Genomic DNA, 14511 nt, shown 5'->3' with positions numbered 1-14511 from the left:
CTGTTCCAAGGAGGACTCCACTGGCTCCGGATTCCACCGGCGTGATCGTTGGCGAGGATGGCCTGGCGCGGCCTGCCTGGGCTGCCACGGATCCGCTGATGCGCGAATATTACGACCAGGAATGGGGGCTGCCCGTTACCGACGAGCAGGGCCTCTACGAGCGGATTTGCCTTGAGGGTTTCCAGGCGGGTCTTTCCTGGGCCACCATCCTGCGAAAGCGGCCGGCCTTCCGCGCGGCCTTCGCCGGCTTTGATCCGGATGCCGTGGCGCTTTTTGGCGCCCCGGAGGTGGAGCGGCTGATGCAGGACCCCGGCATCATCCGGAACAGGCTGAAGATCCTGGCGGCGGTGAAGAACGCCCAAGCAACCCAGGAGCTCAGGAACGACGGCGGACTGGTGGACTTCGTGTGGAGCTTCCGTCCGGCCAGCACGCCCAAGCCACAGGCAATAACCGATATTCCGACCCAATCAGAAGAATCGGTGGCCCTGTCCAAGGCGCTTCGAAAGCGCGGATTCTCCTTCGTAGGCCCCACCACCATGTTCGCCCTGATGGAAGCCATCGGCATGGTGGACACCCACCTCCTGCAAAGTCACCGCCGGGGATCTTCCGGCGTGTGGCCCATTGAGGCCTAAAGGCACTGGCACAGGCTGTTATCCCCAGCTGTTGGGAAGGTTATCCACAATGGGGAAAACCTCCCCCTTCGACCGAAACTGATTCCGCTGCACCGCCCTGCAGGGCCTGTTCCGGGAAACCTGCCGGCCAGATGTGGTTATTAACAGTGTGGAATACCTGTGGAAAAGTGCAGGGCGCGAGTGGAGGGACGCCGGCCGGCCGGAACTATGGGCGGTCCCGCCGCACCGGGTGGTGGCTGGTGATGGACACCCGGTTGAAGGCATTCATGGTCACGGCAAGCCAACTCACGGCCGAAAACTCCGCGGCGCTGAGCCGCTCCCGCGCATAAGCCTCCGCGTGCTCCCGTGACCGTTCGTCCGGGAGTTCTGTAATGCTTTCCACCAAGGCCAGGGCGGCGCGCTCCTGGTCGGTGAAGAGTGCCGTTTCACGCCATGCGGGCAGGACCGCGAGCCGCTGCGGGGTTTCACCGGCCTCGGCGGCCTTCCGGACATGGAGGTCCAAGCAATACGCGCAGCCGTTGAGCTGGGAAATGCGCACATTCAGGAGTTCCACCAGGCCCCGGCCCAGTCCGGCCTCTTCTGCTGCTTCCTGGACCTTCAGTCCCAACCCGCTGATGGCTCTCCAGAGGGCCGGATGCTGTTTGTCCAGGTACAGGTGTTCGGTGGCGCTCACGGGAGTCCTTGTCGGTTGAACGGCTTGGCAGGCCACCATCATAGGCTGGCGGCCGTCCGGCACTGGGGTCGGTTGTCCACTTACCAACAACGCGATACCCACAAGTTATCCACAGATGTGGGAAACTTCGTGGACACTCGGCTCTCCTGGGGACTCCAGCCTTACTCCGGCGGGCTCACTCCCGGCCCAAACAACAGTGCTGTCACTTATTAACAGTGTGGATACCGCTGTCGATAACGTCCCGCACAGGGTGTGCACCGCCTCCTGCCGGCCACTTTCCCGCCGGTTTATCCACAGGCGCGCCCGAAAGTGGCGTCTTATCCACTTACGCACAGCAATATCCCCACAGGTTATCCACAGATGTGGAGAAAGGGTGCCCGGTACGCCTCGTAATGGATGAGGATCGCCGGGAGTAGCCGATCCAGCACATGAACTACAGCTATGTAAGTTACCAACACTGTGGATAAACGCTGTGGAAAACACGAATGCCCCCGTCACCGGAGGGTGACGGGGGCATAGTGTTTGTCCGCAGGCCGAAAAGGGTTAGAGCGTCACCCGTGCCCAGCTCACTGCGGCGAGCAGCACCACCACGGCGGCCAAGCCGAGTGCCTGGAGGAGGCCCTGGCGGCGTCCCCGCGGCGTGTAGGCAAGGACAGCGGCACAGAGACCACCGGTAATGAGGCCGCCCAGGTGGGCCTGCCAGGCGATGTGGGGGATCAGGAAGCCAATGACGCCGTTGATGGCAATCAGGACCCAGAGCTGCCGTGTATCGCCGCCCCGCTGGCGTTGAACCAGCAACATGGCACCGAAGAGGCCAAAGATGGCACCTGAAGCGCCGACCAGCCCCACCAGGCCCTGGCCGGGAACCAGCACAGGGTTTAGCAGCAGGTACCCCACCGAGCCGCCAAGGGCGGAGATCAAGTACACCGCAAGGAAGCGGGCCCGGCCCAGGACCGGTTCCAGTGCCTGCCCAAAGATCCACAGCGTGTACATGTTCAGGAGGATGTGTAGAAAGGAGTCCGGGGAGTGGAGGAAGGCTGACGTCACCATCCGCCATGGCTCGAAGGCGCCGTACTGCGGGGCGACAAAAATATTGTTGTAGGCAAACTGCTTGTAGACCCAGTCGCCAGGAATGAGCATTTGCAGGGCGTAGACGGCTACGCACGCTGCGATGATGCCGAACGTCACCAAAGGCTTCCCGGTGGCTGCGGCGCCGCCGTAGACCGACCGCACCTCCGGCGTCGTACGTTTTGTTTCGTTGACGCAGTCAACGCATTGGAATCCGACGGCGGCCGCCCGCTGGCAGTCCGGGCATGCCGGGCGCCCGCAGCGCTGGCACCGTACGTAGGAGGGCCGGTCCGGGTGCCGGGGGCAGACCGGGACCTGGGCGGACGGCTCGGCCGACGGAATTCCGTAGCTCATGGTGCCGCGTTACAGCTGTTCGATGTCGATGCTGTTGATGGTGACGTCCTCAACCGGGCGGTCGCCCATGCCGGTGCGGACACCCTCGATGGCGTCGACAACCTTCTTGGATTCCTCGTCGGCAACTTCACCAAAGATGGTGTGCTTGCCCTGGAGCCAGTCCGTGGGAATGGTGGTGATGAAGAACTGTGAACCGTTGGTGCCCTTGCCCATCTGGATGCCGGCGTTGGCCATGGCCAGCTTGTAGGGCTGGTTGAAGCTCAGCTCGGGGTGGATCTCGTCGTCAAAACGGTAGCCCGGACCACCGGTTCCACGGCCCAGGGGATCGCCGGCCTGGATCATGAAGTCCTTGATGATGCGGTGGAAGATGGTTCCGTTGTAAAGCGGCGTGCCGGTCTTGTCCTCGCCGGTTTCCGGGTGGGTCCAGGCCTGCTCGCCGGTGGAAAGGCCCACGAAGTTCTTGACCGTCTTGGGCGCGTGGTTGCCGAAGAGGTTAACCACGATGTCGCCGAGGCTGGTGTGGATGGTTGCTTTTGCGGTTGCGATTGCAGTCATAGGTCGATTCTCCCATGCCGGTTCGGGGCAGCCATGGCCGCGGGGGCAGTTCCGCGCTGGGTGAAATCGCCCTAAAATCCGCAGAGTGAATAGCCCGTGGTGATCTGGACACGTAGGCTAGCGACAGAACCGTCAAATTAATCGGGAGGTAGTTGTGAAGAAATCGGATCGTATTGCCCGTGACCTTGAGCAGTCGGTCACCAGTGCGGTGGAAAACGCCAAGGATTGGGCGGCCCCCCGGGTGGAAGCTGCCGTGGACTGGGCTGTTCCCCGCCTCCAGCAGAGCCTGGATACCGCATCTCCCAAGATCCAGGAAGGCCTGAAGACGGCGGCCCACAGCCTGGCCGACGGCGTGGCCACCGTGACTCCCCGGATCCAGGACGGACTGGCCCACCTGGCTCCCAAGATCAACGACGTAGTGGAAGGCGCATCGCCCAAGCTGCATGAGGCCCTGGACAAGGCCACGCCAGTTGTCCTGAATGCCCGCGACCGGGTGGTGGTGGATTACCTGCCCAAGCTCTCCGACCAGATTGGCGTGGCCTCCGGAGCTGTCCACCGCACCCTGGAAAACACCCCGGCCCGTGTTGACGCCGTTGCGCAGAAGCTCGGGGACGTGGGAATCATCCACGCCCTCCAGGAGCAGGCACAGGCCACCGGCACGCAGCTGAAGGCGGCCGCAGCAGGAGCCAGCCGCGCAGTGGACGTGAAGCTTGCCCAGCCGGAGAAGCCGAAGAAGCGCGGCTGGCTCGTCTTCGGCGTGGTGGCTGCTGCCGTCGCAGCCGGCGTCGCCGCGTGGAAGGCATCCAAGCCGGTCGAGGACCCCTGGAAGACTCCGTCGCCGGTCACCCCGACCCCGGCACCCGTCCCGGCCACCACCGTCAGCGACGTCAAGGCAACCACTGCCGGCACCGCCGGCAAGGGCACGTCCGAAGCCGCAGCCGGTGCTGCAGCGGACAAGGCCGGTGACGCAGCTGAGACTGTGGCTGATAAGTCAGAGGATGCCGCCGACAAGGCCAAGCATGTTGCCGATGACACCGAAGGCGGCGCCAAGACGGTCGCCGATGAGGGCAAGGGCAACAGCCAGGCCTGATTTCCGCCATACACACAAGGGGGCTCCGTTCCACGGCGGGGCCCCCTTTTGTGACCTTTCCCGTCCGCGGGGGCATCTATCCCGGATGCTAGATTTGAAGTGATGTCAGCCAATCGATCCTCTGGGGATGCCGTGAACGACGCAGCCGTACAGCTCCGCGTGTCAATCGTCATCCCGGCGTACAACGAGGAGAACGTGATCAGGCAGTGCCTGATAGCTGCCATCTACCAGTCTGTTCCCGCCCACGAGATCATCGTGGTGGACAACCTTTCGAAGGACCGGACCGCTGACATTGTCCGCCAGATGCAGCTCGAGTATCCGGAAAGCCCCATCATCCTCCTGAGCCAGGACCGCGAGCAGGGACTCATCCCCACCAGGAACTTCGGGCTGGACAGTGCCACCGGTGACATCCTGGGCCGGATCGACGCCGACTCCATTGTGGAACCCGACTGGGTTGAGCAGGTGCAGAAGGCCTTCGCGGACCAGTCGGTCCAGGCCGCAACCGGCCCCGTGGTCTACTACGACATGCCAATGCGCCGCTTTGGACTCAAGGCGGATGACAAAATGCGCCAGCTCATGCTTAAGCTGGCCAAGCACCAGTACCATTTCCTGTTCGGCTCCAACATGGCCCTGCGGGCCGGCGCCTGGGAGATCATCCGTTCCGAAACCTGCCGGGACGAGAAGGATGAGATGCACGAGGACATCGATTTGTCCCTGCACCTGGCCGACCACGAGCTGCCTGTCCGTTATTGGCCGCAGATGGTGTCCGGAATGTCTGCCCGGAGGCTTGAGGATTCACCCCGGGATTACCGCTACTACGTCACCCGGTTCGACCGGACCTACAAGGCGCACAACGTCAGGAAGATGGCGCTGAAGGCCCCCATGGTGGTGTTCTTCTCGGTGTATTTCCCGGCCAAGCTCCTCAGGGCCATCCACACCGTCAATACGGCCCAGCCGGTCCGGCGCGGCGGCCAGTAGCGCCTAGTCGGTCCCCAGCCCGGCGAGGTATTCCGACGGCGGTTCCTCCTGGGGATCGGTTCTGCGGCCCCTGCGCGTGGCGTTCCCTCGGCCCCGGCCACTCCTTTGGCCCAGCACCACGACGGCGAGTCCCGCCAGGATGAGGCCCAGCCCGGCGTAGGTGCCCGCCGGCAGGGTCTCGTGCAGGAAGACGGCGGCCAGCAGCGCTGCGCCGGGGATTTCCAGCAGGATGATCATGGAGACAATGAGGGGACTCATGGTGGCCAGCAGGTGGTTGAAGGCCGTATGGCCCACCAACTGGGCACAGACGGTGATGGCCGCGATGCCGAGCCACCCGGCCGGCTCGAACCCGGCCAGGGGTTGCCCCCAGAGCAGCGCCATTACTGCCACGAGGACGGCGCACATCCCGTAGCAGAGCGTTGTATAGGTCCCGGTGGTCATACTTTGCCGGGCCTTACCGCCGGCGAGCGTATATAGGCCGGCCAGCGCTCCACCGGCCATGGCCAACAGGTCCCCCGTAACGGCCTGCGGAGAGGAGCCCATATCAAACCCGGTGATGGCAAGGACTCCGCCAAAAGCAATCCCCAGCCCTGCCAGGACCTGCCACCGGTGGCGGATGCCCCGGAAGAGCTGGAAGACGGCAATCCAGGCTGACTGCAGGCACACGAGGGCTGTGGCAGCTGCTACGGACGTGAGCTGAAGGGAGGTGATGAAGCAGGCGAAGTGCAAGGCAAGCGCAATGGCGGCCAGCATGGACCAGCGGAACTCCCGGCCGCTGATCCTGCGGAACTGGCCGGGTTCCCGGACAAGGGTGGGAGTTGCCATGACAACGGCACCGATGGCATTGCGCCAGAAGGCGATGGCAAGCGCGCTGACGCTGGTGGCACCAAGCGTGGCGGCTATCAGCGGTCCGGAGGATGCAACGCCCAGGACCCCCAGGGCCGCGAATAAGAAGTTCAATGCAGCCCCCTGGTGCTGGTTCCTTGCGCAGATGGAAAGCAAAAAGTCCCGGCCGGCGTTTCCGCTGACCGGGACTTTCCTATGGTGGAGGCACGGGGACTCGAACCCCGAACCCCCTGCTTGCAAAGCAGGTGCGCTACCAATTGCGCCATGCCCCCATAAGAAGCAACCCGTCAATCATACCCTAGAACCAGGGAGCCTCTGACCGGCTCCCGGGGTGGGCGGCCGGGCTAGTCCACCGTGTCGGTTGACTTGCTCCAGACCGTTTTCCGGGCTTCGGATTCCTGTGCTTTCCGGTAAACCAGGAAGCCTGCGATTGCGGCTGCCAGTACAAGCAACTTCTTCACATGCTCCCCAATCCGGCAAGGTACCGGACGGATCCGCACCATACCTCCGTTTGAAACCTGCACAGGTTCCGTGGGCGTACCAGGACTTGAACCTGGGACCTCTTCGTTATCAGCGAAGCGCTCTAACCGCCTGAGCTATACGCCCTCAATCCCTCATCGGGCCGAGACATGACTTTACAGCACACCCCGGCCCGATCTCAAATCGGGCCATTCCACCGGCGTGGAGCCGGTGGAATGGTGTCCTAATCGTCGGTGAGGGTCACGCCGATGCCGCCCACCAGGGTGGCGGAAATGTTGTACAGGACAGCGGAAAGCATGGAGAGCGCCGTCAGCAGGACGACGTTGACCACGGCAATGATGGTGGCGAATGATGCCACCTGGCCCAGCGAAGCAACCTTCTTCAGTTCGAAGCCGCCGCTTTCAGCGCCCGCCAGGGTGCCGAGGAGGCTGTCCACCTGGTCAAAGATCCCGGTCAGGTCCAGGACGGTCCACAGGACGATGGCGGCCACCACGGTGACGATGCCCAGTGCCACGGACAGCAGGAACGCCATTTTCAGCACGGACCACGGGTCCACTTTGCTGATCAGCAGCCTGGCCCGGCGGACCTTTGCCTTCGGAGCGGGCTTCACCAGGCCAGGTGTTCCCTGGCCGGAGGCTCCCTGCGCAGGGCGCTGGCCTGTTTGTGCCGGGCGCTGGCCGGGCTGGCCCTGGAAGGGGCGTTGGCCCGGCTGTGCGGGGCGGTCTCCCTGCTGGGGACGCTGGCCCGGGACGGCAGGCCGCTGGCCTGGCGCGCCGGCGGGCGCCGAGGGGCGCTGTTGCGGACGAACGGGGGCGTTCACGCGGGGTGCCGCGGAAGGCCGGTTCCCGTCGGGAACAGTACTGTTCGGCTTGGGAAATGAGTCGGAATTACTCACTCGTTACCTCCGTGTTGTCTTCGTTCGGCTCAGCGTCGCCCGAGGCGTCCTCTGACTCAACGGCCGGTGATTCTTCTGCCATTGCTGGCGCGGCGGATTCCCCAGCGGTTCCGCCATCTTCAGCCAACGTTACGTCATCGCCGGCGGATTCCTCGTCCTCAAGACCGCGTTCGCTGTTGCGTGCCACCTCGATGATCCGGTCGTTCTTGTCCGGTTTGGCGAAGATGACGCCCATGGTGTCCCGGCCCTTTGCGGGAACACCGGCAACCGAGGAACGGACAACCTTGCCGCCCTCCATGACCACCAGGACTTCGTCTTCTTCCTGCACGATAAGTGCGCCCACCAGGTGGCCGCGCTCTTCCTGGTACTTTCCTACCTTAATGCCCAGGCCGCCGCGGCCCTGCAGCCGGTACTCCTCGACGGCCGTCCGCTTGGCGTAGCCGCCTTCGGTCACGATAAACACGAATGAACCGTCGGTGACCACGTCTGCAGCAAGCAGTTCATCATCCTCGCGGAATTTCATGCCGGTAACGCCGGATGTGGCGCGGCCCATGGGGCGCAGGGCGTCATCGGTGGCGGTGAAGCGGATTGACTGGCCCTTGCGGGAGACCAGGAAGAGGTCATCGGTCTCGGACACCAGCTGCGCGGAGACCAGTTCGTCACCGTCCCGCAGGTTGATGGCGATCACGCCGGCCGAACGGTTGGTGTCGTAGTCTTCCAGCCTGGTCTTTTTCACCAGGCCCCTCTTGGTGGCGAGGACCAGGTACGGGGCCTGCTGGTAGTCCTTGAGATCCAGCACCTGGGCGATGTGTTCATCAGGCTGGAAGGCCATCAGGTTGGCCACGTGCTGGCCCTTGGCGTCCCTGCCCGCTTCCATCAGCTCGTAGGCCTTGGCGCGGTAGACCCTGCCCAGGTTGGTGAAGAACAGCAGCCAGTGGTGGGTGGTGGTGACGAAGAAGTGCTCCACCACGTCGTCTCCACGCAGCTGGGCGCCCTTGATGCCCTTGCCGCCGCGCTGCTGCGACCGGTAATTGTCGCTGCGGGTGCGCTTGACGTAGCCGCCGCGGGTGATGGTTACCACCATCTCCTCTTCGGGGATCAGGTCCTCCATGGACATGTCGCCGTCGTAGCCCATGAGGATCCTGGTACGGCGGTCATCGCCATGCTTGTCCACGATCTCGCCGAGTTCGGTGCTGATGATCTCGCGCTGGCGCTGCTCCGAACCCAGGATTTCCTTGTATTCGGTGATCAGGGCTTCAAGTTCTGCGTGCTTTTCCTGGATGCGCTGGCGTTCCAGGGCGGCGAGGCGGCGCAGCTGCATGTCCAGGATGGCCCGCGCCTGCAGCTCATCGATGTCCAGCAGCTCCATCAGTCCGTCCCGGGCGGCCTCGGTGGTGCTGGAGGCGCGGATGAGGGCGATGACCTCATCGAGCATGTCCAGTGCCTTGAGGAGGGCGCGCAGGATGTGGGCTTCTTCCTCCGCCTTGCGCAGCCGGTACCGGGTGCGGCGGGCGATGACGTCCATCTGGTGCGTTACCCAGTGGCGGATGAACGCGTCCAGGCTCAGGGTCCGCGGCACCCCGTCCACGATGGCCAGCATGTTGGCGGAGAAGTTGCTCTGCAGTTCGGTGTGCTTGTAGAGGTTGTTCAGCACCACCTTGGGCACGGCGTCGCGCTTCAGCACGATCACCAGGCGCTGGCCCGTGCGTCCGGATGTTTCATCGCGGAGGTCGGCGATGCCCTGGATCTTGCCGTCCTTGACCAGTTCGGCGATCTTGATGGCCAGGTTGTCAGGGTTGGCCTGGTACGGAAGCTCGGTGACCACCAGGCAGGTCCGGCCCTGCAGTTCCTCCACGGCAACCACCGCGCGCATGGTGACCGATCCACGGCCGGTGCGGTAGGCGTCTTCGATGCCCTTGTGGCCAAGGATGGTGGCTCCCGTGGGGAAGTCCGGGCCCTTGACCCGTACGAGCAATTCCTCGAGGAGTTCCTCGCGCGTGGCACCGGGGTTGGAGAGGTACCACTGCACTCCGTCGGCTACTTCCCGGAGGTTATGCGGCGGGATGTTGGTGGCCATGCCCACGGCGATACCGGAGGAACCGTTCACCAGCAGGTTGGGGAACCTGGCCGGCAGGATGGTGGGTTCCTGGTTCTTGCCGTCGTAGTTGTCCTGGAAATCGACGGTTTCCTCGTCGATGTCCCGGACCATTTCCATGGCAAGCGGTGCCATTTTGGTTTCGGTGTATCGCGGTGCGGCGGCACCGTCGTTGCCGGGCGAGCCGAAGTTACCCTGCCCCAGCGCCAGCGGGTAGCGCATGGTCCAGTCCTGGATGAGGCGTACCAGGGCATCGTAGATCGCGGTGTCACCGTGGGGGTGGTACTGGCCCATGACCTCGCCCACCACGCGGGCACACTTGTTGAAGGACCGGTCGGGACGGTAGCCGCCGTCGAACATCGCGTACAGCACACGCCGGTGCACAGGCTTGAGGCCGTCACGGACGTCGGGGAGGGCGCGGCCCACAATGACGGCCATGGCGTAGTCGAGGTAGGAACGCTGCATTTCCGTCTGCAGGTCCACTTGTTCCACCCGGTCGATCAGCACGTCGCCTTCAAGAACGGTGTCCGGAGTTCCGCCCTCAGGGGCGGAGTTCTCGGGGATTTCGTCGCTCATTAGTTATTTTCCGTTTCAGGTATATGTCTGGTTCCGAATACTTTGGAGCGAGTCCTTAGATGTCCAGGAACCTGACGTCCTTGGCGTTCTGCTGGATGAAGTTGCGTCGGGATTCCACGTCTTCACCCATGAGGACGGAGAAGATTTGGTCGGCGGCCAGGGCGTCGTCCATGGTTACCTGCAGCAGGGTGCGGTGGTCGGGGTCCATGGTGGTGTCCCACAGTTCGGTGTAGTCCATCTCGCCGAGGCCCTTGTAGCGCTGGATGCCGTTGTCCTTGGGAATACGGCGTCCGGCTGCCTGTCCTGCCACGAGTTTGGCGTCGCGTTCCCGGTCGCTGTACACGTAGTCGTGCGGGGCATTGGACCACTTGATCCGGTACAGCGGCGGCTGGGCCAGGTACACGTAGCCGTTCTCGATGAGGGGCCGCATGTACCGGAAAAGCAGGGTCATCAGCAGCGTGGTGATGTGCTGGCCGTCCACGTCGGCATCTGCCATGAGCACAATCTTGTGGTAGCGCAGCTTGGCGAGGTCGAAGTCCTCACCGATGCCGGTGCCGAATGCGGTGATCATGGACTGGACTTCGGCGTTGCCCAGGGCCTTGTCCAGGCGGGCACGCTCCACGTTCAGGATCTTGCCGCGCAGCGGAAGGATGGCCTGGGTCTCGGGGTTGCGGCCGCGCTTGGCGGAACCACCGGCCGAGTCACCCTCCACGATGTAGACCTCGCACTTTTCCGGGTCTTTGGAGGAGCAGTCCGACAGCTTGCCGGGCATGCCAAAAGACTCCAGGGGGCTCTTGCGCCGTGCGTTGTCGCGGGCCTTGCGCGCCGCCATCCTGGCCTGCGCGGCGGAGATCGCCTTGCGGATCACGTCACGGGCGGGGCCGGGGTTGCGCTCGAGCCAGTCGCCCAGGCCGTCGGTGACCACGCGCTGGACGAAGCCTTTGACCTCTGAGTTGCCGAGCTTGGTCTTGGTCTGGCCCTCGAACTGCGGTTCAGCCAACTTGACTGAAATGACGGCAGTGAGGCCTTCACGGATGTCGTCGCCCGTGAGGTTGTCGTCCTTTTCCTTGATAATGCCTTTTTCCCGGGCATAGCGGTTGACCAGGGAGGTCATGGCAGCGCGGAAGCCTTCTTCGTGCGTGCCACCCTCATGGGTGTTGATGGTGTTGGCGTAGGTGTGGACGCTTTCGGAATAGGCGCTGGTCCACTGCATGGCCATTTCCAGGGCGATCTTGCGGTCCTTGTCCTCGGTTTCGAAGGCGATGACGTCCTCATGGACCACTTCCACCTTCTTGCCCGAATTCAGGTGCCGGACGTAGTCCAGGAGGCCTTCGTCGTACTGGTACACCACGGTGCGGTGTTCTGCGCTGACTTCGCCCTCGGTGCTGAGGTCGTCAAGGTCCAGGTCGCCGTCGGCATCGTCCCCGGCCGGCGCGCGCTCATCCGTGAGGGTGATACGCAGGCCCTTGTTCAGGAAAGCCATCTGCTGGAAGCGGGCGCGCAGCGTCTCGAAATCGAACTCGGTGGTCTCGAAGATCTCCGGATCCGGGTAGAACGTCTGGGTGGTTCCGGTAGCGTCCGTCTCTTCGCCCATGACCAGGCTGCCCTGCGGCTTGCCACCATCGGCAAAGGACATCCGCCATACGTGTCCCTGGCGGCGCACTTCGGTATCCACGCGGCTGGACAGGGCGTTGACCACAGAGATGCCCACGCCGTGCAGGCCGCCGGAGACAGCGTATCCACCCCCACCAAATTTTCCGCCGGCGTGCAGGATGGTCATGACCACCTCGACGGTGGGCTTGTGTTCCGTGGGGTGCATATCCACCGGGATACCGCGGCCGTCATCGACTACCTTGACGCCGCCGTCGGCCTGCAGGACGATCTCGATGTGGCTGCAGTATCCGGCCAGTGCCTCGTCCACGGAGTTGTCCACCACCTCGTACACCAGGTGATGGAGGCCACGGGGTCCGGTGGATCCGATGTACATGCCCGGACGTTTGCGGACAGCTTCGAGGCCCTCGAGGACAGTGATGTCGCTGGCGCCGTATTCCCTCGGCGTTGTGGCCGCAGCCGGGGTGTCAGGGGTGCGGCCATCCTCGACTGCTGTATCTGCTGCCAGAATATCTGTATTGTCGTTAGCCACAGGCGCTGCGACTCCTCTGTTCTCGATGATGGCCGGCCGGTGCCTCTCCCAGGGAAAGCCACCCGCCAACAGGCACAAACCTATGGCGCCGGTGACCTGCTGACAGTGGTGCTCCGTTCCCCGGACGCGGAGAGCGCGCGGAGAACGGACTGAAGTCAACGTTTCATCCGCGCCCAGTTATCTGCACCAATTCTACCGTGAACCGGCTCATATCCCCGCATTCCAGGGCCTTCAGCCCAGGTGAACATGGCTGTGCGAGGCTCTTGGCCGCGCCTAGGGCGGCCCAGCGGTACGCCCTCCGGGTGCCTATACACGCAATGGTCCTTACAGCGCCCTACACGCCCTTGCGCGCAGTTTCAAGAGTTGCCGCCCCGGTTATCCGTAAGTGTCCCGCGGACCACGGCCCTGGACACTGCGTCCACCCTTACGCCAGCTTGGTGCCGACGGTCCGAGGACCTGGATTTTGGTAACCACCCCTTCGCCCAGTTCCCGGCGGAACTTATCAAGCAGGCTGGTGCTGAGGAGCCGAAGCTGGGTGGCCCACGCCGTGGAATCACACCGCACGTGGAGGGTGGTGTCGGTAAAACTCTCCGGAGTGCAGTGGGAGGAGATTTCCGGTCCCACCAGGGTTGCCCACTCTGCCATGACCGAACCAACGGCCACAGGTGACGTCCAGCCGCGCTCCGCCACCAGCCGGCCAACCACCTTTCCCAGGCCCAGGGGATCCCGCCCGGTGGCGTGGAACTGGCTGAAGCCGCGGGTGTCCCGGATACTGCCCTTGGTTTTCGGTGCGCCAGGCCGCGCCACTTTCCGGCGGACTTCACCGCGTGCGGCCGCGGCTTCACGCATCCGGTTCAGTGCAGCCTGCGGGGCATCGATGTCGTCAGGCTCCCGGCCGGGCTGCAGCCCGCCGCCCTGCTCACTGTTCATCGATACCTCCCGGGACTACCTTCACCCGCCGTCCGGACAGCTCTCCCGGAATATCGGCGTCGACGGCGGCGGTCACCAGGACCTGTTCCGCGCCGGAGACTATTGCGGCCAGTTTACGCCTGCGCTGGACGTCGAGTTCGGCAAAGACGTCGTCAAGGATGAGGATGGGAGCGGAACCGCCCGTGCGGGCATCGTCCAGCATGACGTAGTACGAGGCCAGGCGCAGGGACAGGCACATGGACCAGGTTTCACCATGCGAGGCATACCCCTTGGCGGGGGCTTGCCCGAGCATCAGTTCCAAATCGTCACGGTGCGGGCCGACCAGGGAGATGCCGCGTTCCAGTTCCTTCTTGCGGGATTCCGCGAATGCCTGGATGTAGCGTTCCGTGAGTTGGTCCACGGAGAGAAGGCGGAGATCGTCGGGGCCGTCTGAAGAACCTCCCGGCTTGGCGCGCGGGGAACTTCCGGCAGGAACGCCGTCGTCGTCCATCTGGTTCTGCAGCGTTGACCGGTAGGTGGCGTCCGCCGGCTTGGACGCATCCGTAAGTTCGGCGTAGGCACGGGCGAGGTGTGGGCGCAGCCTTTCCACCAGCTCCAGCCGCGCGTGCAGCAATTCCGCTCCGGCCCTGGCCATGTGCTGGTCCCACACCTCGAGCGTGGATTCATGCGCGGAGGTGAACCTTCCGGCCCGCGCGGACTTGAGCAGGGCGTTGCGCTGCTTCAGCACCCGGTCGTAGTCACTGCGGGTGGCCGCGTGGTGCGGGATGAGGCTCGCCAGCAGCTCGTCCAGGAAGCGGCGGCGGTTGGACGGATCTCCCTTGACCAACGCTAAATCTTCCGGAGCGAAGAGTACCGTCTGGCAGATGCCCACCAGGTCACGGGCACGCACCGGATTACTGCGGTTGATACGCCCGCGGTTCGCCCGGCTGCCGTTGATTTCCAGTTCAAGGACCGTCGTCTGCGTGCCGCGGACCAGGCGCGCGCGGACCAGCGCGCGTTCCGTGCCGAACCTCAGCAGGGGCGCATCGGAACTGACCCGGTGCGAACTGAGCGTGGCCAGGTAGCCGATGGCCTCCATCAGGTTGGTCTTGCCAATGCCGTTGTATCCCACCAGCACGGTGACGCCGGGTTCCAGGGCGAGATCCACCTGGGCGTAACTGCGGAAGTCGGTCAGTGAAAGGTGTTCCAGATACACG

13 protein-coding genes and 2 tRNA genes are annotated in these 14511 nt (G+C 64.0%); 3 read left to right on the top strand and 12 right to left on the bottom strand.

The genetic code is table 11. From position 1 onward, the window contains the following. The first annotated feature begins 20 nt into the window (after positions 1 to 20). Complete coding sequence (locus tag NIBR502770_RS18025) at positions 21 to 632, top strand: DNA-3-methyladenine glycosylase I (protein WP_141182861.1); 612 nt, start codon at positions 21 to 23, stop codon at positions 630 to 632. Between the two features lie 205 nt (positions 633 to 837). On the opposite strand, the gene NIBR502770_RS18020 is transcribed toward NIBR502770_RS18025, so the two are convergent. From NIBR502770_RS18020 to NIBR502770_RS18010, 3 genes are all read right to left on the bottom strand, one after another. Continuing rightward, on the bottom strand, positions 838 to 1305 hold the full coding sequence (locus NIBR502770_RS18020; RefSeq protein WP_141158790.1) for a carboxymuconolactone decarboxylase family protein: 468 nt from the start codon (positions 1303 to 1305) through the stop codon (positions 838 to 840). Positions 1306 to 1848: 543 nt separating this feature from the next. Beyond that, the gene (locus NIBR502770_RS18015) at positions 1849 to 2727 is read right to left on the bottom strand and encodes a rhomboid family intramembrane serine protease (RefSeq protein ID WP_141182860.1); all 879 of its coding nucleotides are present in this window, start codon (positions 2725 to 2727) and stop codon (positions 1849 to 1851) included. Positions 2728 to 2736: 9 nt separating this feature from the next. After that, a complete protein-coding gene (locus NIBR502770_RS18010; RefSeq protein ID WP_141158792.1) occupies positions 2737 to 3282 on the bottom strand; it encodes a peptidylprolyl isomerase in 546 nt (181 codons plus the stop codon). A gap of 154 nt (positions 3283 to 3436) precedes the next feature. On the opposite strand from NIBR502770_RS18010, the gene NIBR502770_RS18005 reads away from it, so the two are divergent. Both NIBR502770_RS18005 and NIBR502770_RS18000 read left to right on the top strand, forming a co-directional pair. Next, complete coding sequence (locus tag NIBR502770_RS18005) at positions 3437 to 4372, top strand: hypothetical protein (RefSeq protein WP_141182859.1); 936 nt, start codon at positions 3437 to 3439, stop codon at positions 4370 to 4372. Between the two features lie 102 nt (positions 4373 to 4474). Beyond that, positions 4475 to 5350, top strand: coding sequence for a glycosyltransferase family 2 protein (locus tag NIBR502770_RS18000; protein WP_141158794.1), 876 nt, complete (start codon positions 4475 to 4477; stop codon positions 5348 to 5350). A gap of 3 nt (positions 5351 to 5353) precedes the next feature. On the opposite strand, the gene NIBR502770_RS17995 is transcribed toward NIBR502770_RS18000, so the two are convergent. The 9 genes from NIBR502770_RS17995 to recF form a co-directional block, all read right to left on the bottom strand. Then, positions 5354 to 6310: a DMT family transporter gene (locus NIBR502770_RS17995; protein WP_141158795.1), complete on the bottom strand. Its 957-nt coding sequence runs from the start codon at positions 6308 to 6310 to the stop codon at positions 5354 to 5356. 82 nt (positions 6311 to 6392) lie between these two features. After that, a tRNA-Ala gene (locus tag NIBR502770_RS17990) sits at positions 6393 to 6468 on the bottom strand. A gap of 72 nt (positions 6469 to 6540) precedes the next feature. Continuing rightward, complete coding sequence (locus tag NIBR502770_RS21365) at positions 6541 to 6699, bottom strand: DLW-39 family protein (protein WP_246857309.1); 159 nt, start codon at positions 6697 to 6699, stop codon at positions 6541 to 6543. A 29-nt stretch (positions 6700 to 6728) separates the two neighbouring features. Further along, positions 6729 to 6802, bottom strand: a tRNA-Ile gene (locus NIBR502770_RS17985). A 97-nt stretch (positions 6803 to 6899) separates the two neighbouring features. Continuing rightward, a complete protein-coding gene (locus NIBR502770_RS17980) occupies positions 6900 to 7571 on the bottom strand; it encodes a DUF3566 domain-containing protein (RefSeq protein ID WP_141158796.1) in 672 nt (223 codons plus the stop codon). Then, entirely contained in the window at positions 7564 to 10242 is a 2679-nt protein-coding gene (gyrA, locus tag NIBR502770_RS17975) for a DNA gyrase subunit A (RefSeq protein WP_141158797.1), read from the bottom strand. The genes NIBR502770_RS17980 and gyrA overlap by 8 nt, the downstream gene beginning before the upstream one ends. A gap of 55 nt (positions 10243 to 10297) precedes the next feature. Beyond that, positions 10298 to 12385: a DNA topoisomerase (ATP-hydrolyzing) subunit B gene (gene gyrB, locus NIBR502770_RS17970; RefSeq protein WP_141158798.1), complete on the bottom strand. Its 2088-nt coding sequence runs from the start codon at positions 12383 to 12385 to the stop codon at positions 10298 to 10300. Positions 12386 to 12760: 375 nt separating this feature from the next. Further along, a complete protein-coding gene (locus NIBR502770_RS17965; RefSeq protein WP_141158799.1) occupies positions 12761 to 13315 on the bottom strand; it encodes a DUF721 domain-containing protein in 555 nt (184 codons plus the stop codon). Continuing rightward, positions 13305 to 14510, bottom strand: a complete 1206-nt coding sequence (gene recF, locus NIBR502770_RS17960) for a DNA replication/repair protein RecF (protein WP_141182858.1) — start codon at positions 14508 to 14510, stop codon at positions 13305 to 13307. Before recF ends, NIBR502770_RS17965 begins: the two co-directional genes overlap by 11 nt. Position 14511: the final 1 nt, after the last annotated feature.

It is taken from the genome of Pseudarthrobacter sp. NIBRBAC000502770, from assembly GCF_006517815.1.
Taxonomy (GTDB): Bacteria; Actinomycetota; Actinomycetes; order Actinomycetales; family Micrococcaceae; genus Arthrobacter; species Arthrobacter niigatensis.
Note: the sequence above shows the minus strand (reverse complement) of the source record. Positions and strands in the feature narration are given on the sequence as shown.

Coding starts and splice junctions, on each gene's coding strand:
- NIBR502770_RS21365 (WP_246857309.1), bottom strand. CDS start 6,699: ATGGTGCGGATCCGTCCGGTACCTTGCCGGATTGGGGAGCATGTGAAG.
- gyrA (WP_141158797.1), bottom strand. CDS start 10,242: ATGAGCGACGAAATCCCCGAGAACTCCGCCCCTGAGGGCGGAACTCCG.
- NIBR502770_RS18000 (WP_141158794.1), top strand. CDS start 4,475: ATGTCAGCCAATCGATCCTCTGGGGATGCCGTGAACGACGCAGCCGTA.
- NIBR502770_RS18015 (WP_141182860.1), bottom strand. CDS start 2,727: ATGAGCTACGGAATTCCGTCGGCCGAGCCGTCCGCCCAGGTCCCGGTC.
- NIBR502770_RS18010 (WP_141158792.1), bottom strand. CDS start 3,282: ATGACTGCAATCGCAACCGCAAAAGCAACCATCCACACCAGCCTCGGC.
- NIBR502770_RS17965 (WP_141158799.1), bottom strand. CDS start 13,315: ATGAACAGTGAGCAGGGCGGCGGGCTGCAGCCCGGCCGGGAGCCTGAC.